Origin of the sequence: Streptococcus mitis (genome assembly GCA_001560895.1) — a bacterium.
GTDB lineage: Bacteria > Bacillota > Bacilli > Lactobacillales > Streptococcaceae > Streptococcus > Streptococcus mitis_Q.
The window spans coordinates 1342395-1364796 of record CP014326.1 but is presented as its reverse complement, the minus strand read 5'-3'; the positions used below and the strand labels follow the sequence as shown (position 1 = coordinate 1364796).

Below are 22402 nucleotides of genomic sequence, written 5' to 3'. Positions count from 1 at the left end.
TCTACAACAAAATAGGCTCCATAATATCCATAGGGGATTTACCCACTACAAATATTATAGAGCCCTTTTAGTTTTACCTTAATTCGTTTGTTGTTGTAGTAATCGATATAGTCTATAATGGCTTGTTCCAATTGATTAAGTGATTTAAAGTTTTTCTCATGGCCATAAAACATTTCGGATTTTAAAATGCCAAAGAAAGATTCCATCATACCGTTGTCTGGGCTGTTGCCCTTACGTGACATGGATGCTTGAATTCCCTTACTCTCTAGGAACCGATGATAAGAATCGTGTTGGTATTGCCAACCTTGATCACTATGGAGAATCGTATTCTCGTAGTATTTCTCTGTGAAGGCCTGTTCCAACATCGTTTTTACTTGTTCTAAATTAGGAGAACAAGAAAGATTAAAAGCAATAATTTCGCTGTTAAAGCCATCTAAAACAGGCGATAAATACAATTTCTGCGTGCTATTTGGAATGGCAAACTCTGTCACATCCGTATAACACTTTTCCATTGGTCTCGATGCTTCAAACTGGCGTTGAATGAGATTCTCTGCTTTCTTGCCAATCTCTCCTTGGTAGGAAGAATACTTTCGTTTACGGCGAATTCGAGCACTTAAACCAAGGATTTTCATCAGACGTTGGACCTTCTTATGGTTTACTATATGACCACGATTCCTCAATTCAAGAGTTATTCGGCGATAGCCATAATTTCCTTTGTGCTCAGTAAAAATAGCTTGAATTTCAGCTTTAAGATCTTTATCTTTGTCAAGCCCATCTAGTTCCTTCAACTGATAATAGTAAGTTGAGCGAGGTAAACGAGCCACTTCAAGAAGTAAATCTAGTTGAAATCCTCCTGAAGCCATTTCTCTAATTGTCTCTGCCTTTCTCGCTGTATGGTTTCGTCCCTGTCTTCCAGCTCTTTTAACTTTTTTAAGTAAGCCACCTCAGTACGTAAGCGTTCATTCTCCTCTTGGAGTCGCTCTAGTTCTGTCATTTCATCCCAAGTTTTCTTCCGTTTACGTCCCATTTTAGTTGATCTCCCTCTTGTTTTCTCAACAATAGTATACCCGTTTTTCTTGTATTGTGCTAGCCAATTAAGAAGTATCGTACGACTTGGGAGGCCGTATTCAAGAGAAACTCTATCTTTAGTCCAGCCTTCATGTAAGACTTTATGAATCATTTCTTGCTTTAAATCAGGAGAATAGTAACGATTTTTTCCTTTTTTGACGAACTCTATTCCGTAACGATCAATCAATTTAATCATGTACCTAATATTAGAATTGTTTATCCCAAATTTATTTGAAAGCTTCTCTATGCTATATCCTTGTTTTCTAAGTTCATAGATCTGAACTTTATCATCATAAGTTAATTTCATAATAAAAACACCCCAAAAGTTAGATTTTTTCTGTCTAACTTTTGGGGTGCAGTTCACAACTGGCGTTTTATTTTTTAGGATTTTGATGGGTTAAGTTCAGTCCCCAAGGGACAAGATTTTCAGTTTTATTTTGGATGCGTGTGATATTATCCTTATGCCGAATGATAATCAAGCTAGCAAGTGCTAGGATAATAGCTATGAAGAGAGGGTCATAGTGATTCAGGATAAAACCAAAAAGCGGAAAGAGTAGAACCCCGATGACAGCCGCGATAGATGCTGTGACACTAGACAGTGAAATCATGCTACCAAGATAGAGGGTTCCAAAGAAAATAACTGCAAGGTAGAGGCAGAATATAGGCGCAAATCCGAAAATCACACCAGCACTGGTTGCGACAGCCTTACCACCCTTAAATCCTGCAAAGATAGGGAAGGTATGGCCAATAACAGCCAAAAGTCCAAAGATGAGAGGAGAAACGCCTTGCAGATGAAAAATAATTGGAAGAAGCGTTGCTAGGGTTCCTTTGAAAAAATCAATCACAAAGGTTGCCATTCCCGCTTTTTTTCCTAAAATACGGAAGGTATTGGTCGTTCCTGTGTTACCAGAACCATGCTCGCGCAGATTGATTTGAAAGAATACTTGTCCAATCCAGAGACCAGACGGAATCGAACCCAGCAGATAAGCTAGGATTAATAAAACTATTGTAATCATACTCCTATTATATCATGAAATGGAGAAGAAAGGCAGAGAATCTCTTCTGAAATTGTCACAGCGGAGAAAGAAAAATTTTGCAAAATCCTTGGAAAACTTGTAGAATAGTAAAGATGAACGAATAGGAGGTTCCTTGTGTCAAAAAAGGAAATCAATATTAACAATTATAATGATGATGCCATTCAGGTGCTAGAAGGGTTGGATGCGGTCCGAAAACGTCCAGGGATGTATATCGGATCGACTGATGGGGCAGGTCTCCATCACCTAGTCTGGGAAATCGTCGACAATGCAGTTGATGAGGCCTTGTCTGGATTTGGTGACCGTATTGATGTCACCATCAATAAAGACGGGAGTTTGACTGTGCAAGACCATGGTCGTGGGATGCCGACTGGAATGCACGCTATGGGGATTCCAACAGTTGAGGTTATCTTTACCATCCTTCATGCCGGAGGAAAATTTGGTCAAGGTGGCTACAAAACATCAGGTGGACTTCACGGGGTGGGTTCTTCCGTTGTTAATGCCCTATCTAGTTGGCTGGAGGTTGAAATTACCCGTGATGGCGCAGTTTACAAGCAACGTTTTGAAAATGGTGGAAAACCTGTCACGACCTTAAAGAAAATCGGTACAGCGCCCAAGTCTAAAACAGGTACCAAGGTTACTTTTATGCCTGATTCGACTATCTTTTCTACGACAGACTTCAAGTACAATACCATTTCAGAGCGGCTCAATGAATCAGCTTTTCTCTTAAAAAATGTGACCTTGTCTTTGACAGATAAGCGAACAGATGAAGCGATTGAATTCCACTATGAGAATGGGGTACAAGACTTTGTTTCTTATCTGAACGAAGACAAGGAGACCTTGACGCCAGTCCTTTACTTTGAAGGGGAAGACAATGGTTTCCAAGTGGAAGTTGCCCTCCAGTACAACGATGGATTTTCAGATAACATTCTATCCTTTGTTAATAACGTTCGTACCAAGGACGGTGGAACGCACGAGACAGGACTCAAGTCCGCTATTACCAAGGTTATGAATGACTACGCGCGTAAGACGGGGCTTCTCAAGGAAAAAGATAAAAACCTTGAAGGTTCAGACTATCGTGAGGGACTAGCGGCTGTTCTTTCTATCTTGGTTCCTGAGGAACACCTCCAGTTTGAAGGTCAGACTAAGGATAAACTAGGCAGTCCACTAGCTCGCCCAGTTGTTGATGGGATTGTAGCTGATAAGTTGACCTTCTTCCTTATGGAAAATGGGGAATTGGCTTCTAACCTCATCCGCAAGGCTATCAAGGCGCGTGACGCTCGAGAGGCGGCTCGCAAAGCGCGTTATGAGAGCCGGAATGGTAAGAAAAATAAAAAAGACAAGGGCTTATTGTCTGGAAAATTGACCCCAGCCCAATCTAAGAATCCTGCTAAGAATGAACTCTATCTTGTTGAGGGGGACTCTGCCGGTGGCTCTGCCAAACAAGGCCGTGACCGCAAGTTCCAGGCTATCCTACCTCTTCGTGGTAAGGTTATCAATACAGCCAAGGCCAAGATGGCGGATATCCTCAAAAATGAGGAAATCAACACCATGATTTATACCATCGGTGCGGGTGTGGGAGCAGATTTCTCCCTTGAAGATGCCAACTATGACAAGATCATTATCATGACAGATGCGGATACAGATGGTGCTCACATTCAGACACTTCTCTTAACCTTCTTTTACCGCTATATGCGTCCTCTTGTCGAAGCAGGACATGTCTATATTGCCCTTCCGCCTCTTTACAAGATGTCCAAAGGTAAGGGCAAGAAAGAAGAAGTGGCCTACGCTTGGACAGATGGCGAGTTAGAAGAACTCCGTAAGCAGTTTGGTAAAGGTGCTACCCTCCAACGCTATAAAGGGCTTGGAGAGATGAACGCCGACCAGCTCTGGGAAACAACCATGAATCCAGAAACCCGTACCCTCATACGTGTCACCATCGAAGACCTAGCACGCGCTGAACGTCGCGTCAATGTCCTCATGGGTGACAAGGTTGAACCACGCCGTAAGTGGATTGAGGACAATGTCAAGTTTACGTTGGAAGAGAGTGGGGAGATGGTGTTTTGAAAGGATGATAAAGAAAAAATGAGTTATACAAAATATACAAAACAAGAATTTGAGAAACTGGCTGATGATGGACAAATTAATATCATGGCTCTCTTTGGAAATGGTGTAGATATTCAGTTAATGGAATATCTTAAATCTCCGTACCGAACTTCTTATCAAAATTTCTATAATTATCTATGCTATAAGAATTTTAGTAAAGATAATATTATTTTTCAAAAAATGACTAGAGATAAAAAAGAAAATGAAAACAATCCTGATATTAAGCAAAATTGGAGTGATTTTGAGAATAGTTTAATTGAAATTTTCAACGAGAATAATTATATCAATGAAGCGAGATTGACTGATGATTTTAATCACTTTCAGGTTGAATTTTCTAATTTTCTAAATGATATAATAAGTCCAAATATGTTAGCTCAAATAGGAAATGATAGCAGTAAAAGCGAGCTAGCAATTTCATCATTTCAAAAATTTTTGGCAGATTTAGATGAAAGCAATTTCCGAAAATTGAGTTTTCCATCAAAGCTATACCATTATAAATTATTTAATTGGGAAATTTTAAATTTCAACTATACTTCTATGTTAGATAATATTTTAGTATTGGATAAAGAACAATATGATCCACACCCTTGGGCACATGCTGATAGACAAATTTTTTTTGCGGCAAATCCTAATAATTTTACTAACGATCATTGTTCTTGGGATAGTTCTACTTATTTTTCCAGTTATTTGATGACCAACCTCACTCATCCCCATGGTTATCAAAATGTTCCAAAATCAATGTTATTTGGCTTTGATAACGCAAATCAAATAACAAATAATTATAATAGAGCCTATGCAAAGTATTTTTTAAAACCTTATTGGGCCCAAAATGATAAAAGATATAAATCGTACTTCAATGATACTGATCTATTTATATTATATGGTTTATCAATCGGCGATAGTGATTTTTGGTGGTGGAATAATATCCTCAATTCTATCTTAAAGACCGATGCTGAAATGATAATTTATAATTACAATAGTACTATAGAATCTGATGAAGATACGATTAATCGATTTATTGATGTCGCAAAAAAAGAACAACTCACTAATGAGGATATAGAAAAAATTCATCAAAAGATTGCAGTAGTTCAGTATGACTCTGAAACAAAATTACACGCGTTTAAATTAGATTATTTGGATTGAATTTATCTCTCTTTCCTAAAACAAAATATTTCACAGAAAGAATTTCTTATACGGAAGGCAACAATTGAGTATGGGGGTTGTTAAAGAATTTGATAATGAAAAAATTCCAGCAGATAGCCTACTTTATAGACATATTCTTTACAAAACTCAAAAAAATAGTAACTAAACAGGTATTGAAATGTGGGAAAAAATAGCAATATTGGATTTGGTATTACATTACAGGTATCAAAAATTATACAGGTAAAGTTTGCTAATCTATTTCCAAGTTTACTACTTTCAATAATCTTGGAGGTGCAGGATTGATTACGTTATTAATGATACCTTTTTTCCTTATTCTCTTAGCCATTTTTGGAATTATATATGATTTAATGACCAGTAAAGGTAGAAAAGAGTGTGCTCGCACAGTATCCTTATTTATATTGAACCTCCTCACTATTGGTATCTGTCTATTAGATTTACCAATGGAAAGTAAACCATACTCAGGAATAGGGTTTATCTTATTTTATGCACTTGCTTTCACCCCTTTGATAATTGTTTTCTCACTATATACGCTCTATAGGATTGGAAAACATTATAGGTATTTTAAGAGCAAGTTCGCTATAATACTTCGATTCAATGCTATTTTACTTTTCCTTCTTTCATTAGTAAATATATTTGTGATATGGCGAGCACTGACAATATATCAAAAAAGTGATATTTATCTGTTTTTGTTGGTTTTTGGGATTTGTTCAACTATCCAATTGATAGTAGGAGAGCTTGAGAAGAGAAGAAAAGAATAAGAATCCTCCAAAAACAAGTGGAGCAAGATAGTTATGAAAAATAACTCTATAAAAGATATGCGCAGAAAATATAGAAGTCAAGAGCAAATGCTGAGATTGATTTTACAGGTAGCCAAAACTTTACAAGTCAAAGCTGTCGCCATGTCTGGTTCACGGATTTGCCCAAATGTCCTAAAAGATGAATTTCAAGACTATGACGTGGTCTATGTCGTGGACGATTTAGATAATCTGACGAGTGACCTTTCTTGGCTAGACCAGTTTGGCAAACGCCTGATTGAACAGCATGTCCTACTTGACCAGCGACATCTTTATCTCATGCTCTTTGAGGATGGTAACCGCATTGATTTAACCCTCTGCCCTAAAGAGCATATCAAGGAGTGGGTAGATAGCGAAGCGGAATTCATAGTTTTAGAAGATAAGAAGGGCTTATTTGAGTCCTATTCTCCCAGTCCAAAGCTTTTCTGGATAACCCCAGCTACTGAAACGGATTTTGAAAAAGCCTGCAATGAATTTTGGTGGGTGTCATCCTACGTGGTCAAAGGAATTTGTCGCCATCAAGTCATCTATGCGACGGACCATCTCTATGGTATTTGTCAGCAAGAGTTGTTAAAAGTCTTAGCTTGGCAGGTAGCAAGTGATATGGGAACAGTAGACGTCGGCAAGAACTATAAGTATCTTTTTAACTATTTATCCACTGAGAAAGAAAAGGAATTCTCAGATTTGATTGATTTTTCAAGTATAGATAAAATCAATCAGTCTTTGTTTGCTACGATGCAACTTTTCCACAAAGAAGCTCAATCTCTTGCTCAAAAGCTGGGCTTTGCCTACGATAAGGAAGTGGCTGAGAAGATGATTCAGTATGCTGAGGAAAGATTGAAGAAGTTTGGGAATAACTAGAAAAATGAAAAAGCGAGAGGAGAAGACTCATGATTGAAAAAGTGGAACGCCTCATTACAGAGATTAATCGTATTCATCGAGAATATTCTAAAGATTATTTTGAAACGGGTAAGGTGGAAAAAATCAATCTCAAGCATACCTTTTCAAAAGTTCCGACTAAAGCGATTTTGGCCTACCGTCTGAATTTACATGAGTCCATTAATGACTATCTGATGAAAGCGGATGTCCAAGATATTGCCTATGTTTATCGTGTCAAAACTTCGGAGTCTATTTTAGATAAAATTACACGTTTTTCCGAGCGTCAAGAGGGCTATTCTGTGAATTCCATTCTCAATGATATTTTTGGTGCTCGTATGATTTTAAGTTCCAAAGAGATAGCTCAAGTTATGGAGAAACTAGATGATTGGCAAGAGCTGTACGGACTAAAAAACTGGTATTTACGTGATAAAGATGGCTATGTCGGTATTCATATCTATTTTAAAAATAAAAGTAATTTTTATTACCCATGGGAACTCCAACTTTGGGATAAGAAAGATGTAGATAGCAATATCGCCAGTCATATCAAGTATAAACGAGGATTTGTGGGATGAAAATAGTTAAACTCACTAATAACTAACGTGATGTTTAGATAAAGGAGGATTCAATGTCTGAAGCGATAACGATGGTTCTGTTTTTAATTGCTTTTTTAACTTTTATCGAATTTAGGAAACGTAGAAGTAAAAAATTTAATGATTCACCGTTGTTTATTATAATTGAGAAACAATACAGGAACTGGCATAGAATGAATGGTACTATATTAAACAAAAAATATACTACAGTTTTTGAGATTGATAGAATTCTATTTGAATTACGCTCCAAGTTATTAGATTATGGTATCACGAAGGAAGAATTTGAAGATTATATTAAATTTGTAGAGAAAAAAGGTAATCAGTTAACTTTTTCAATTAAGGACATAATTATAGGAATCCTAACTTTTTTAAGTACAAATACATTTATCTCAAAGATATTACCAGAAACTACTTGGGAACAAATTCAAAAATCGTTTAAAAATATAGTCAATAGTGTGAGTGAATATGAATATCTATTTAATATTATTTTGATACTTTTGTTATTAATTCTTTCACTAAGAGCAATGTACATAATCAGTAATTTTGATAATTTGAATAAAGAGGGGCAAAGATACCCTTTGTTGAAAAGATTAGAATCAATTTGGGAATATAAAGAAAATACGGAAATTTCTACTACTAAAGGTGCGTTAAAACATAGGGAAGGAAACACTGAGGAGTATGTATATACTAAAATAAATTTTTCAAAATCTAATTTTGATAAGCGGTTGGAAGCAGCCGTAGGTGAAACAGTTTTTGATAATTTTGCTTTCATATTTAAAAAAATTGAGGTTGTATTTACTTGTTTATCTAGTGCATTTGACTGGTTATTAGGTTTTATACTACCAACTATATTTCTGATAAGCAGTCTTTGGTTATTATCTTTAGAACCAAAGACTAACATGATAAATATTCTTTTTATTAAAATTTTATCAGTAATCATTTATCTTTTATTTATATTATTTTCTAATTCACAAATGAATGTGTACTCAGAGGGAATAACTTATGAAAAAAGTGATTTTTCTAAAAAATATCAATATAAGCTAGTACCAGTCCAGAGAAAATGGCCCTCAATCATTTGTTTTATAATATATTTAATTTTTTCCATTTTCATTGTTTATTATCTTTTTGTTAGTGAAAAACTTAATTGTCTTAATATAATTTTTTTGATTATATTCTTTATAGTCTATTTGACAAGTTTCTTTCTAAGGGTGGAAAAAATACTAGATGAAAATGCAATAATACAATAGAACTGGAAAGAACTTTAGCTAGAAATAAAAAAATTTACTGTATATTTATATTTTAAAAAATAATTCTAATTATTAAATTAAGAAGGTTTATAACCATGTCTAACATTCAAAACATGTCCCTGGAGGACATCATGGGAGAGCGCTTTGGTCGCTACTCCAAGTACATTATTCAAGACCGGGCTTTGCCAGATATTCGTGATGGCTTGAAGCCGGTTCAGCGTCGTATCCTTTATTCTATGAATAAGGATGGCAATACTTTTGACAAGAGCTACCGTAAGTCGGCCAAGTCTGTCGGTAACATCATGGGGAATTTCCACCCACACGGTGACATTTCTATCTATGATGCCATGGTTCGTATGTCACAGGACTGGAAAAACCGTGAGATTTTGGTTGAAATGCACGGTAATAACGGTTCTATGGACGGAGATCCACCTGCGGCGATGCGTTATACTGAGGCGCGTTTGTCTGAGATTGCAGGCTACCTTCTTCAGGATATCGAGAAAAAGACCGTTCCTTTTGCTTGGAACTTTGACGACACGGAGAAAGAGCCGACGGTTTTACCAGCAGCATTTCCAAATCTCTTGGTAAATGGATCGACTGGTATTTCGGCTGGTTATGCGACAGATATTCCACCTCATAATTTAGCTGAGGTCATCGATGCGGCGGTTTACATGATTGACCACCCAACAGCCAAGGTGGATAAACTCATGGAATTCTTGCCTGGACCAGACTTCCCGACTGGAGGGATTATCCAGGGTCGTGATGAAATCAAGAAGGCCTATGAAACTGGGAAAGGGCGCGTGGTTGTTCGTTCCAAGACTGATATTGAAAAGCTAAAAGGTGGTAAGGAACAAATCGTTGTTACTGAGATTCCTTATGAAATCAATAAGGCCAATCTGGTCAAGAAGATTGATGATGTTCGTGTCAATAACAAGGTGGCAGGTATTGCTGAGGTTCGTGATGAGTCTGACCGTGATGGTCTTCGCATTGCTATCGAACTCAAGAAAGATTCTAACACCGAGCTCGTTCTTAACTATCTCTTCAAATACACTGACCTGCAAATTAACTACAATTTTAACATGGTGGCGATTGACAATTTCACGCCTCGTCAGGTTGGGATTGTCCCAATCTTATCTAGCTATATTGCTCACCGTCGTGAAGTGATTTTGGCGCGTTCCCGCTATGATAAGGAAAAGGCTGAAAAGCGTCTCCATATCGTTGAAGGTTTGATTCGCGTGATTTCGATTTTGGACGAAGTTATTGCCCTTATCCGTGCTTCTGAGAATAAAGCTGATGCCAAGGAAAACCTCAAGGTCAGCTATGATTTTACAGAAGAGCAGGCGGAGGCCATTGTTACCTTGCAACTTTACCGTTTGACCAATACAGATGTGGTTGTCTTGCAGGAGGAAGAAGCAGAACTTCGTGAAAAGATTGCCATGCTTGCGGCTATCATCGGTGATGAACGGACTATGTACAATCTTATGAAGAAAGAGCTTCGTGAGGTTAAGAAGAAATTTGCAACTCCGCGTTTGAGTAGCTTAGAAGACACTGCGAAAGTAATCGAGATTGATACATCTAGTCTAATTTCCGAGGAAGATACCTACGTCAGCGTGACCAAGGCAGGTTACATCAAGCGTACCAGCCCACGTTCCTTTGCGGCTTCAACGCTAGAAGAAATTGGCAAACGTGATGACGACCGTCTGATTTTTGTTCAAGCTGCTAAGACAACCCAGCACCTCTTGATGTTCACAAGTCTGGGAAATGTCATCTATCGACCAATCCATGAATTGGCAGATATTCGTTGGAAGGATATCGGAGAGCATCTGAGCCAAACAATTACAAACTTTGAAACTAACGAAGAAATCCTTTATGTGGAAGTAGTAGATCAGTTTGATGATGCGACAACTTATTTTGTAGCTACTCGTCTCGGTCAAATCAAGCGTGTAGAACGAAAAGAATTCACTCCGTGGCGGACCTACAAGTCTAAGTCCGTTAAGTATGCTAAGCTCAAAGACGAGACAGACAAGATTGTAGCAGTGGCTCCGATTAAACTAGATGATGTTCTCTTGATTAGCCAAAATGGTTATGCCCTTCGTTTCAATATCGAAGAGGTTCCGGTTGTCGGTGCCAAGGCTGCAGGTGTCAAGGCTATGAATCTGAAAGAAGATGATGTCCTCCAATCGGCCTTTATCTGTAATACCTCCTCCTTCTATCTCTTAACTCAGCGTGGAAGCTTGAAACGTGTTTCTATTGAGGAAATTCCAGCAACCAGCCGTGCCAAACGAGGGCTACAAGTCTTGCGTGAGTTGAAAAACAAACCGCATCGTGTCTTCTTGGCTGGAGCAGTTGCAGAGCAAGGTTTCGTTGGTGATCTCTTTAGTACAGAAGTAGAAGAAAACGATCAAATTCTGCTTGTTCAATCCAATAAAGGAACAATCTATGAAAGCCGATTGCAAGACTTGAATCTATCAGAACGCACAAGCAACGGTAGCTTTATCTCTGACACGATTTCAGATGAAGAAGTTTTTGACGCTTATCTTCAGGAAACTTATACAGAATTTGAATCTAAGAAATGATAAAAAACAATGAAAAGCTTTTCATTGAGAAATTTGTCAATCTATAGATTTTAAGAGTTAAATCTGATTATATATACAAAAACGAACAGTGCTACTTCCCAACTAATAGGGACTTATCCTGCTCGTTTTCTTGTTTTTTATTGGTATAGACCACCCGATATTTAAATGTGAAATTAGTAACATATGAGCAACTATACAAGTTTTCCTAATAAAAAATAATAATTTTTAAGAAAACAATTGCATCTATAATATTTTTATGTTATACTTTTGTTGTTTAAAGAAAGCGCGTTCTATAAATAGTTTATTCAAATATAAAAGGAGTTTTTTATGTCTCACAATAAACAAGATAAAGGATTTCGTTTTTCTATTCGTAAACGTAGTGTTGGAGTATGTGGTGTTGCCATTGCAACATTTTTGCTAGCTTCTGGCCTTGTATTTCAAACAAATGTGGTAAAAGCAACAGAGCCAAGCGTTGCTGCAGTTGCTGGTGAAAATATTGCTGCTCATAAACCAGCGAGTCAGAGTTCAATTGCTTATGGAGGAGATGCTTCTAGAGCAGTTGACGGCAATCGTGATAATGCCTGGAACAATCGTTCAGTTACTCATACAGATTTTCAAGATCATTCTTGGTGGAAAGTTGATTTAGAGAAAGAAGAATCAGTAGGAACTGTTCGTATTTACAATCGTGGAGATGGGAATGTAGCAAATCGTTTATCTAATTTTGATGTTATTTTGTTGGATAAAGATGGTAAGGAAGCGGCTCGTCAACATGTTGATAGCTTAAATAATCAACCAACAATTGATGTTCAATTCTCAGGAGTTAATGCACGATATGTAAAAATTGAATTAAATAAATCTAAAACTCCACTTAGTTTAGCAGAAGTTGAAGTATATCGTTCTGTGAAAGAAGAAAAAGTAGTAGAAAGTAAGAAAACAGAAACCAAAGCTAAAACAGATTATACTGCAGAACTAAATAAATATTTGTTTGGTTTGAATTATGATAAAACAAATATTTTAACTAGAAGAGGCGAGGCAATAGAAAATTACACGAATACAAGCACAAAACAACAAGGAAATGAATTTGTGGTCGTAGAAAAAGTGAAGAAAAGCCTTTCTAACGGTTCGGCTGATGTTGCCATTAATGGCAACGGAGATATCTTCCTAGGTGCTTTGTTTAAAGCCAATCAAGACCTTCTAGAAAATAAACCACAACAAATTAGTTTAGATCGTAGCAAAGGTAGAATCAGTGTTGATTTACCAGGAATGGTAGGCGGAGATAGCTATGTAGATGCTAATCCAACTGCAAGTGGTATGCAGGAAGGTGTAAATACCCTGTTAAATCGTTGGCATGAAAAATATGCTGCGAAAAATCCTGCTCCAGCACGTATGCAGTACGAATCAACTTCTGCTTACAGCATGAATCAATTGAAAGCGAAATTTGGAAGTGACTTTGAAAAAGTTGGGGTTAATTTAAAAATTGACTTTGAAGCTGTCAATAAAGGTGAAAAACAAATTGAGGTAGTTGATTTTAAACAAATTTACTATACTGCAAACTTTGATGCTCCAAAAAATCCATCAGATGTATTTGCTCCAGGAGTAACAGTTGATCAATTGAAAGAACGTGGAATTGACGAAAATACTCCTCCTGTGTATGTATCAAGCGTGTCATACGGACGTCAAATGTATGTTAAGTTTGAAACAACAAGCAAGAGTACAGAATTGAAAGCAGCAATCAATGCTGTAATCAAGGGAGTACCTATTAAAGCTGAATCTGAATGGGCGCGTGTCTTGAAAAATACAACAGTAACAGTTTCAATTGTAGGTGGCAATGCTGATGGTGCTGCACGCGTTGTAACAGGTACGGTAGAAGACTTGAAGAAATTGATTCAAGAAGGAGCTACTTTTAGTACACAAAACCCTGCTGTTCCAATTTCTTACAAAACTGCATTTTTGAAAGATAATCAAGTAGCTACAATTCAAAGTAATACAGACTACATTGAAACAAAAGTGACTTCATACAAAAATGGTTACCTCAATTTACAACATAAGGGAGCTTATATTGCTCGTTACTATGTTTACTGGGATGAAGTGACTTACGATAAGGATGGTATTGAAAGTATTCGTTCACGTCAGTGGGAGCATAACGGTCAGAACAGAACTGCTGGCTTCCAAACTGAACTTCAATTTAAAGGAAACGTTCGTAATATACGAGTGAAGATTCAAGAAAAAACAGGTCTTGCTTGGGAACCATGGCGTACTGTTTACAATCGTACCGATCTTCCTCTAGTCCAAAAACGTACCATTATTAATTCAGGTACAACAATCAGACCAAAATACGAAGAAAAAGTTGAAAATAATTAATTCTCAATTGTAAAACAATTAGTTATATTAATGAACTGAACCCCAAAAGTTAGCTCCAATTCTAATTCTTGGGGTATTTTTCTGTGTCTTGTTTTAGGAAGACAAGATGCATATAGAGTAGATTGAAATAAGATATGAACAAATTGATTAGGAAAGTCAAATTTATTTCTAGAAATATTTGAACAGCTACAATGTACTATTCCATACTCAACATACTATATATTAATTATTCATATGAATTTAATTCTCGATGAAGAGCTCTATTTTAGGAATCATTTTCTAGTTTCTTTAGGCAACCATCTCCGAATGAACTTCTTGTAATTCTCATTAGTTTCCTTTTTCTATAAAATCGACTTTTTACTCAGGCTCTTCAAAAAGATGTTTAATGAGGTTAAAATTGTTAAATTTGAGTATAATATCTTGTAAAAAATTCTAAAATCCTATACAATAAAAAGTGACGGAGGAATTTATGAATGTAAATCAAATTGTACGGATTATTCCTACTTTAAAAGTTAATAATAGAAAATTAAATGAAACATTTTATATTGAAACCCTTGGCATGAAAGCCTTGTTAGAAGAGTCAGCCTTTCTGTCACTAGGGGACCAAACAGGTCTTGAAAAACTGGTTTTAGAAGAAGCTCCCAGCATGCGTACTCGTAAGGTAGAGGGAAGAAAAAAACTAGCTAGATTGGTTATCAAGGTGGAAAATCCCTTGGAAATCGAAGGACTCTTATCTAAAACAGATTCGATCCATCGATTATATAAAGGTCAAAATGGCTACGCTTTTGAAATTTACTCTCCAGAAGATGATTTGATTTTGATTCACGCAGAAGATGACAGAGCAAGTCTAGTAGAAGTAGAAGAAAAGCCTGAATTTCAAACAGATTTGGAATCAATTTCTTTGAGTAAATTTGAGATTTCTATGGAATTACATCTTCCAACTGATATTGAAAGTTTCTTGGAAGTATCTGAAGTTGGGACATCACTTGATTTTATCCCAGCACAGGGGCAGGATTTGACTGTAGACAATACGGTTACCTGGGACTTATCTATGCTCAAGTTCTTGGTCAATGAATTAGACATAGCAAGTCTTCGCCAGAAGTTTGATTCTACAGAATATTTTATTCCTAAGTCTGAAAAATTCTTCCTTGGTAAAGATAGAAATAATGTTGAATTGTGGTTTGAAGAAGTATGAAGTGGACCCAGATTATTAAAAAAATAGAAGAACAAATCGAGGCAGGGATTTATCCTGGAGCCTCTTTTGCGTATTTTAAGGATAACCAATGGACGGAGTTCTATTTAGGCCAGAGTGACCCAGAACATGGCCTGCAGACTGAGGCAGGACTAGTTTATGACCTAGCCAGTGTCAGCAAGGTTGTTGGAGTTGGCACAGTTTGTACCTTCTTGTGGGAAAAAGGTCAATTAGATATTGATAGACTGGTAATAGATTTTTTACCTGAGAGTGATTATCCAGACATCACTATTCGCCAGCTCTTAACCCATGTTACAGATCTTGATCCTTTTATTCCCAATCGTGATCTTTTAACAGCTTCAGAATTAAAGGAAACGATGTTTCATCTCAAGAGACGAAGTCAGCCAGCCTTTCTTTATTCGGATGTCCATTTTTTGCTGTTAGGTTTTATCTTGGAAAGAATCTTTAATCAAGACTTGGATGTGATTTTACAAGAACAAGTTTTTAATCCTTGGGGAATGAATGAAACCCAGTTTGGGCCTGTTGAACTTGCTGTTCCAACAGTTAGAGGTGTCGAGGCAGGTCTGGTACATGATCCCAAGGCTCGTCTCCTGGGCAGACATGCTGGTAGTGCTGGTTTGTTTTCGACTGTAAAGGATTTACAAATCTTTTTAGAACACTATTTAGCAGATGATTTTGCAAGAGATTTGAGTCAAAATTTTTCTCCTTTGGATGACAAGGAACGTTCTTTGGCATGGAATTTGGAAGGAGATTGGCTAGACCATACGGGCTATACAGGTACCTTTATCATGTGGAATCGTCAGAAGCAAGAAGCGGCTATTTTCCTATCGAATCGTACCTATGAAAAGGATGAGAGAGCTCAATGGATTGTAGACCGCAATCAAGTGATGGACTTGATTCGTAAAGAATAGTAAGGAGAGCCATGTCAAACAGTTTAAAAGGGACTCTATTAACAGTTGTGGCTGGTATTGCTTGGGGCTTGTCAGGAACGAGTGGCCAATACCTGATGGCACACGGAATTTCGGCTCTGGTTTTGACCAACTTGCGTCTTTTAATCGCTGGTGGAATTCTCATGCTCTTGGCTTATGCTACTGCAAAGGATAGAATGCTGACCTTTTTAAAGGATAGAAAAAGTTTGCTGTCTCTTCTTATTTTTGCTCTAATTGGCCTCTTCCTCAATCAATTTGCCTATCTAACTGCTATTCAGGAAACTAATGCAGGAACCGCGACGGTGCTTCAGTATGTTTGTCCTGTCGGAATTTTAATTTATAGCTGTATCAAGGATAAGGTGGCGCCGACGCTTGGAGAGATTGTTTCCATCATATTAGCCATTGGAGGGACCTTTCTGATCGCCACTCATGGGCAGTTGGACCAGTTATCCATTACACCTTCTGGTCTGTTCTGGGGTCTCTTTTCTGCTCTGACTTACGCACTTTATATCATTTTGCCCATAGCCTTGATTAAGAAGTGGGGGAGCAGCTTGGTCATTGGTGTGGGAATGGTCATATCTGGTTTAGTCGCCCTTCCTTTTACAGGAGTTCTACAGGCTGATATCCCGACTAGTCTTGATTTTCTCCTCGCTTTTGCGGGTATTATTCTTATCGGGACTGTCTTTGCCTATACAGCCTTCTTAAAGGGAGCCAGTTTGATTGGACCAGTTAAGTCAAGCCTGTTGGCTTCGATTGAGCCAATATCGGCGGTTTTCTTTGCCTTTCTAATCATGAATGAACAATTTTATCCCATTGATTTTCTTGGTATGGCAATGATATTAGTTGCTGTAACTCTGATTTCTTTGAAAGATTTACTCTTAGAAAAATAAAAAAAACTCTTTGTCGTCCGTGACAGAGAGTTTTTGCGTAGTATTTTATACTCAATGAAAATCAAAGAGCAAAATAGGAAACTAGCCGCAGGTTGCTCAAAGCACTGCTTTAAGGTTGTAGATAGAGCTGACGAAGTCAGCTCAAAACACTGTTTTGAGGTTGTGGATAGAACTGACGAAGTCAGTAACCATACCTACGGCAAGGCGACGTTGACACGTTTTGAAGAGATTTTCGAAGAGTATTAATTGTTTTCAAGATAAAATTCAAAACGTTCGCCTACATACTGACTTTTTACGTATTCAAAAGCTGTCCCATCTTCTAGGTAAGAAACCTGAGTCAGCCCAAGAATAGCGTGTCCTTTTTCAACCTCTAAGTAGTGGGCAATTTTTTCCTTAGCGAGACGAGCATAAATAGTCTGCTGTGATTTACCGATACGGTAGCCATATTTTTGCAGGGTCTGGAAGAAGTGACTGGTGATTTCTTCTTTTTTAAAGTTCTTAATGAATTTTTCAGGAATAGAAGCAACTTCATAAACCAGAGGAACATTGTCGGCATAGCGAACACGTTCCATTCGGATAATGTTTTCGGTTGGAGAAATTCCTAACTTAGCAACTTCTTGCTCATTGGGAATGGTTTTTCTGTAAGAAATGAGCTGGCTAGAGGGAATTTTGCCTTGAGACTTAACAATTTCAGTAAAACTGGTTGTCCCTCGCATCTTTTCTTGTACTCGAGTACTGGAAACAAAGGTGCCACTTCCTACACGGCGCTCTAAGACGCCTTCTTCGACTAATAGAGATACAGCTTGGCGAAGGGTCATACGACTGACCTCAAACTGCTCTGCTAAATCTCTTTCACTGGGAAGTCTCTCCCCAATAGCCCAACGGTGCTCGTCAATATCCTTTTTAATCTGATCATGGATTTTCATATAAGCTGGTAGCATGTTTTCACTTCATTTCTATCTTTTCTCTATTGTACCCTAATAAACAAGAAAAAGTCAAACTTCGCCTTGTTTATACTCTTCGAAAATCAAATTCAAACCACGTCAGCGTCGCCTTACCGTACTCAAGTACAGCTTGCGGCTAGCTTCCTAATTTGCTCTTTGATTTTCATTGAGTATTAGTTGGTAATTCGGCCTTATTTGTGATAGAATATTGGAAAAAGATATTTCTTTTGAGAAAGGAAAAAGATGAGCAACATTTCAACTGATTTGCAAGATGTAGAAAAAATCATCGTATTGGACTATGGTAGCCAATACAACCAGCTGATTTCACGCCGTATCCGTGAGATTGGTGTTTTTTCAGAACTAAAAAGCCATAAAATTTCAGCTGCTGAAGTTCGTGAAATCAATCCTGTAGGAATTATTCTATCAGGTGGTCCAAATTCTGTATATGAAGATGGTTCATTTGATATTGACCCAGAAATCTTCGAACTCGGAATTCCTATTTTGGGAATTTGTTACGGTATGCAGTTATTGACCCATAAACTTGGAGGAAAAGTTGTCCCTGCAGGTGACGCTGGAAATCGTGAATACGGTCAATCAACTCTTACACACACACCATCAGCTCTTTTTGAATCAACACCTGATGAACAAACTGTATTGATGAGCCATGGTGATGCAGTTACTGAAATTCCTGCTGACTTTGTTCGTACAGGTACATCAGCTGACTGCCCATACGCGGCCATCGAAAACCCAGATAAACACATTTACGGTATCCAATTTCACCCAGAAGTTCGTCATTCTGTATACGGTAATGATATCCTTCGTAATTTTGCCCTTAACATCTGTAAGGCTAAAGGCGACTGGTCAATGGATAACTTCATCGACATGCAGATCCAAAAAATCCGTGAAACAGTCGGTGATAAACGTGTCCTTCTTGGCCTTTCAGGTGGAGTTGACTCTTCAGTTGTTGGTGTTCTTCTCCAAAAAGCAATTGGCGATCAATTAATCTGTATCTTCGTGGATCACGGTCTTCTTCGTAAAGGAGAAGCGGATCAAGTTATGGACATGCTCGGCGGTAAGTTTGGTTTGAATATTGTTAAAGCAGACGCAGCTAAGCGTTTCCTTGACAAACTTGCTGGCGTTTCTGACCCTGAACAAAAACGTAAAATCATCGGTAATGAGTTTGTCTATGTCTTTGATGACGAAGCAAGCAAGCTCAAAGATGTGAAATTCCTTGCTCAAGGTACCTTATATACAGATGTTATCGAGTCTGGTACGGATACCGCTCAGACGATCAAGTCACACCACAACGTGGGTGGTCTTCCAGAAGACATGCAGTTTGAATTGATAGAACCACTCAATACTCTTTACAAGGATGAAGTTCGTGCCCTTGGTACAGAGCTTGGCATGCCAGACCACATCGTATGGCGCCAACCATTCCCAGGTCCAGGTCTTGCTATCCGTGTCATGGGAGAAATCACTGAAGAAAAGCTAGAAACAGTTCGTGAGTCAGACGCTATTCTTCGTGAGGAAATTGCTAAAGCAGGTCTTGACCGCGATATCTGGCAATACTTCACTGTTAATACAGGCGTTCGTTCAGTTGGAGTTATGGGTGACGGTCGTACATATGACTACACAATTGCTATCCGCGCTATCACTTCTATCGATGGTATGACTGCTGATTTTGCCAAAATTCCATGGGAAGTACTTCAAAAAATCTCAGTACGTATCGTAAATGAAGTGGATCATGTTAACCGTATCGTCTACGATATCACAAGTAAACCACCTGCAACAGTTGAGTGGGAATAGTCATCCAAGGACTAATTTTATATAGTTTAACGAGCCAGTATCTTTGGATACTGGTTTTTGCTTTCCTAGACTTTTTGATTACCTTTTAAAACTGGGTTAATTTTCGACTGTTTAACAGTTATTATGTAAAGATTAAAAGATTAGAATTGTCAAAACAATCTGTCTAGGCTTGATTTTATAACTTATTTGCTATAAAATGAGAAGGAAAAACGTCAAACTTTTATATTGCAAATAGGAGAAAACATGACAAAAACATTAAAACGTCCTGAGGTTTTATCACCTGCAGGGACTTTAGAGAAGCTAAAAGTAGCTGTTCAGTATGGAGCAGATGCTGTCTTTATCGGTGGTCAGGCCTATGGTCTTCGTAGCCGTGCAGGTAACTTTACCTTTGAACAAATGGAAGAAGGCGTCCAGTTTGCTGCCAAGTACGGTGCCAAGGTCTATGTAGCGGCTAATATGGTTATGCACGAAGGGAATGAAGAGGGAGCTGGTGAGTGGTTCCGTAAACTGCGTGATATTGGGATTGCAGCAGTGATCGTGTCTGACCCAGCCTTGATTATGATTGCAGCGACAGAAGCACCAGGTCTTGAAATTCACCTCTCTACTCAAGCCAGTGCGACTAACTATGAAACTCTTGAGTTCTGGAAAGAACTGGGCTTAACTCGCGTTGTTTTGGCGCGTGAGGTTTCCATGGAAGAATTAGCAGAAATTCGTAAACGTACAGACGTTGAGATTGAAGCCTTTGTCCATGGAGCTATGTGTATTTCTTACTCTGGTCGTTGTACTCTTTCAAACCACATGAGTATGCGTGATGCCAACCGTGGTGGATGTTCTCAGTCTTGCCGTTGGAAGTATGACCTTTACGATATGCCATTTGGGAAAGAACGTAAGAGCCTCAAAGGTGAAATTCCTGAAGAATTTTCAATGTCAGCCGTTGATATGTCTATGATTGACCATATTCCAGATATGATTGAAAATGGTGTGGACAGTCTAAAAATCGAAGGACGTATGAAGTCTATTCACTACGTATCAACAGTAACCAACTGCTACAAGGCAGCGGTTGATGCTTATCTAGAAAGTCCAGAGAAGTTTGAAGCAATCAAGCAAGACTTGATTGATGAGATGTGGAAGGTTGCTCAACGTGAATTGGCAACAGGTTTCTACTATGGTACACCATCTGAAAATGAGCAGTTGTTTGGTGCTCGTCGTAAAATTCCTGAGTACAAGTTTGTTGCTGAAGTGGTTTCTTATGATGATTCGACACAAACAGCAACTATTCGTCAACGGAACGTTATTAACGAAGGAGACCAAGTTGAGTTTTACGGCCCAGGTTTCCGTCATTTTGAAACGTATATCGAAGATTTGCATGATGCCAAAGGCAATAAAATCGACCGCGCTCCAAATCCAATGGAACTCTTGACTATTAAGGTGCCTCAACCCGTTCAAGCAGGAGACATGGTTCGTGCATTGAAAGAAGGACTCATCAATCTTTATAAGGAAGATGGAACCAGCGTCACAGTTCGTGCTTAATAAACATGTAGGAGACGAAAGCTTTCTAGTTGCTTTCCCTTTAATCCTACTTACTAAAAGAACATTAGGTTAAAGAAAATATATTAATTTCCATCCGAGATTACATCTCGGATTTTTTCAATATTTTTCAGAAAGGTCTAGATAATGGTCGGATTTATTACAAGTTTTTTACAAAGTTTTCTATATAATAGACTCAAAAATAGTAAAATTGTAAATAATTTTCATTAAACGCTTTCAATGTTAGTAAAAAGTTGACAAATCCAATTTTTAGGACTAAACTAAGTAAGTAAATTTTAATTAAAAGGAGAATTCGTCATGAATTTAACATTTTTCGGTCTATGTCTTGCCTGTATGGGTGTGTCTCTTGGTGAGGGTATGTTGATGAACGGTTTGCTTAAATCAGTAGCTCGCCAACCAGATATTATCGCTGAGTTTCGTAGTCTGATGTTTTTAGGGGTTGCCTTTATTGAAGGGACTTTCTTCATAACTCTTGTCTTCTCATTTATTATTAAATAACGAAATATAAATTGGAGAAGGGAGAATGTTAGATGGAAGAAAGTATCAATCCAACCATCAATATTGGTCCTGTTACCTTTGATTTAACTTTGACAGCCTTGACTTTGCTGTCTGTGTTTCTGATTTTTGCATTTATCTATTGGGCAAGTCGTAATATGACGTTGAGACCCAAAGGTAAACAAAATGTACTAGAGTATCTCTATGATTTTGTAATTGGATTTACAGAACCTAACCTTGGTTCCCACTACATAAAAGATTACTCACTCTTTTACTTATGTTTATTTCTTTTTATGGTCATCGCCAATAATCTTGGTTTGATGGCTAAACTTCAAACAACAGATGGGACAAACCTTTGGACATCGCCAACTGCAAATCTTTCATTTGACCTTGTCTTGTCTTTCTGTATTATTGTGATGGCGCATATTGAGGGGATTCGTCGTCGTGGGATTAAACAATACCTAAAAGGTTTTGTAACTCCTGCATTTATGACACCGATGAATCTACTTGAAGAATTCACGAATTTCCTTTCTCTTGCTTTGCGGATTTTTGGGAATATCTTTGCAGGTGAAGTAATGACAAGCTTGCTTATCTTACTTTCACATCAGGCTATTTTTTGGTATCCAGTCGCATTTGGGGCAAACTTAGTTTGGACTGCATTTTCCGTGTTCATTTCTTGTGTACAGGCCTATGTCTTTACACTATTATCCTCTATGTACCTAGGAAATAAAATTAATGATGAAGAGTAGAAAGGAGTA

General features: G+C 37.8%; 19 protein-coding genes and 1 pseudogene. 16 read left to right on the top strand and 4 right to left on the bottom strand.

Annotated features, from left to right (window positions below; genetic code table 11):
• Positions 1 to 38: 38 nt before the first annotated feature.
• From AXK38_06505 to AXK38_06495, 3 genes are all read right to left on the bottom strand, one after another.
• Positions 39 to 863 carry an integrase gene (locus AXK38_06505; protein ID AMH88912.1) on the bottom strand — a complete coding sequence of 275 codons (825 nt, stop codon included), beginning with the start codon at positions 861 to 863 and terminating at the stop codon, positions 39 to 41.
• The gene (locus AXK38_06500) at positions 839 to 1375 is read right to left on the bottom strand and encodes a transposase (GenBank protein ID AMH88911.1); all 537 of its coding nucleotides are present in this window, start codon (positions 1373 to 1375) and stop codon (positions 839 to 841) included. Before AXK38_06500 ends, AXK38_06505 begins: the two co-directional genes overlap by 25 nt.
• A gap of 67 nt (positions 1376 to 1442) precedes the next feature.
• On the bottom strand, positions 1443 to 2084 hold the full coding sequence (locus tag AXK38_06495) for a glycerol-3-phosphate acyltransferase (GenBank protein ID AMH88910.1): 642 nt from the start codon (positions 2082 to 2084) through the stop codon (positions 1443 to 1445).
• A 135-nt stretch (positions 2085 to 2219) separates the two neighbouring features.
• Between AXK38_06495 and gyrB the strand changes: the two genes are divergently transcribed.
• The 12 genes and pseudogenes from gyrB to AXK38_06435 all read left to right on the top strand — a co-directional run bounded on the left by gyrB (position 2220) and on the right by AXK38_06435 (position 17097).
• Positions 2220 to 4169, top strand: a complete 1950-nt coding sequence (gene gyrB / locus AXK38_06490; protein ID AMH88909.1) for a DNA topoisomerase IV subunit B — start codon at positions 2220 to 2222, stop codon at positions 4167 to 4169.
• 18 nt (positions 4170 to 4187) lie between these two features.
• Complete coding sequence (locus tag AXK38_06485; protein ID AMH88908.1) at positions 4188 to 5351, top strand: hypothetical protein; 1164 nt, start codon at positions 4188 to 4190, stop codon at positions 5349 to 5351.
• Between the two features lie 314 nt (positions 5352 to 5665).
• Positions 5666 to 6174: pseudogene (locus tag AXK38_06480) on the top strand (hypothetical protein).
• Complete coding sequence (locus AXK38_06475) at positions 6164 to 7027, top strand: aminoglycoside adenylyltransferase (protein AMH88907.1); 864 nt, start codon at positions 6164 to 6166, stop codon at positions 7025 to 7027. Before AXK38_06480 ends, AXK38_06475 begins: the two are co-directional and overlap by 11 nt.
• 29 nt (positions 7028 to 7056) lie before the next feature.
• Positions 7057 to 7617: a GTP pyrophosphokinase gene (locus tag AXK38_06470; GenBank protein AMH88906.1), complete on the top strand. Its 561-nt coding sequence runs from the start codon at positions 7057 to 7059 to the stop codon at positions 7615 to 7617.
• A gap of 53 nt (positions 7618 to 7670) precedes the next feature.
• A complete protein-coding gene (locus AXK38_06465; GenBank protein AMH88905.1) occupies positions 7671 to 8882 on the top strand; it encodes a hypothetical protein in 1212 nt (403 codons plus the stop codon).
• Between the two features lie 131 nt (positions 8883 to 9013).
• Entirely contained in the window at positions 9014 to 11458 is a 2445-nt protein-coding gene (locus tag AXK38_06460; protein ID AMH88904.1) for a DNA topoisomerase IV subunit A, read from the top strand.
• A gap of 981 nt (positions 11459 to 12439) precedes the next feature.
• Positions 12440 to 13819 (top strand): thiol-activated cytolysin, encoded by a 1380-nt coding sequence (locus AXK38_06455; protein ID AMH89651.1) that lies wholly within the window; start codon positions 12440 to 12442, stop codon positions 13817 to 13819.
• Between the two features lie 469 nt (positions 13820 to 14288).
• A complete protein-coding gene (locus AXK38_06450; GenBank protein AMH88903.1) occupies positions 14289 to 15014 on the top strand; it encodes a proteinase in 726 nt (241 codons plus the stop codon).
• Positions 15011 to 15943, top strand: coding sequence for a serine hydrolase (locus AXK38_06445; protein ID AMH88902.1), 933 nt, complete (start codon positions 15011 to 15013; stop codon positions 15941 to 15943). Before AXK38_06450 ends, AXK38_06445 begins: the two co-directional genes overlap by 4 nt.
• An 11-nt stretch (positions 15944 to 15954) precedes the next feature.
• Entirely contained in the window at positions 15955 to 16851 is an 897-nt protein-coding gene (locus AXK38_06440) for a multidrug DMT transporter (GenBank protein AMH88901.1), read from the top strand.
• Between the two features lie 54 nt (positions 16852 to 16905).
• Positions 16906 to 17097, top strand: coding sequence for a hypothetical protein (locus AXK38_06435; GenBank protein ID AMH88900.1), 192 nt, complete (start codon positions 16906 to 16908; stop codon positions 17095 to 17097).
• On the opposite strand, the gene AXK38_06430 is transcribed toward AXK38_06435, so the two are convergent.
• On the bottom strand, positions 17094 to 17792 hold the full coding sequence (locus AXK38_06430; GenBank protein AMH88899.1) for a GntR family transcriptional regulator: 699 nt from the start codon (positions 17790 to 17792) through the stop codon (positions 17094 to 17096). The two genes, AXK38_06435 and AXK38_06430, sit on opposite strands and share 4 nt — an antisense overlap.
• A gap of 246 nt (positions 17793 to 18038) precedes the next feature.
• Here AXK38_06430 and AXK38_06425 point away from each other — a divergent pair, with 246 nt between their 5' ends.
• The 4 genes from AXK38_06425 to AXK38_06410 all read left to right on the top strand — a co-directional run bounded on the left by AXK38_06425 (position 18039) and on the right by AXK38_06410 (position 22393).
• A complete protein-coding gene (locus AXK38_06425; protein ID AMH88898.1) occupies positions 18039 to 19601 on the top strand; it encodes a GMP synthetase in 1563 nt (520 codons plus the stop codon).
• A gap of 243 nt (positions 19602 to 19844) precedes the next feature.
• Positions 19845 to 21131, top strand: coding sequence for a protease (locus AXK38_06420; protein ID AMH88897.1), 1287 nt, complete (start codon positions 19845 to 19847; stop codon positions 21129 to 21131).
• A 315-nt stretch (positions 21132 to 21446) separates the two neighbouring features.
• A complete protein-coding gene (locus AXK38_06415) occupies positions 21447 to 21647 on the top strand; it encodes an ATP F0F1 synthase subunit C (protein AMH88896.1) in 201 nt (66 codons plus the stop codon).
• 32 nt (positions 21648 to 21679) lie between these two features.
• A complete protein-coding gene (locus AXK38_06410) occupies positions 21680 to 22393 on the top strand; it encodes an ATP synthase F0F1 subunit A (GenBank protein ID AMH88895.1) in 714 nt (237 codons plus the stop codon).
• The last annotated feature ends 9 nt before the right edge of the window (positions 22394 to 22402 follow it).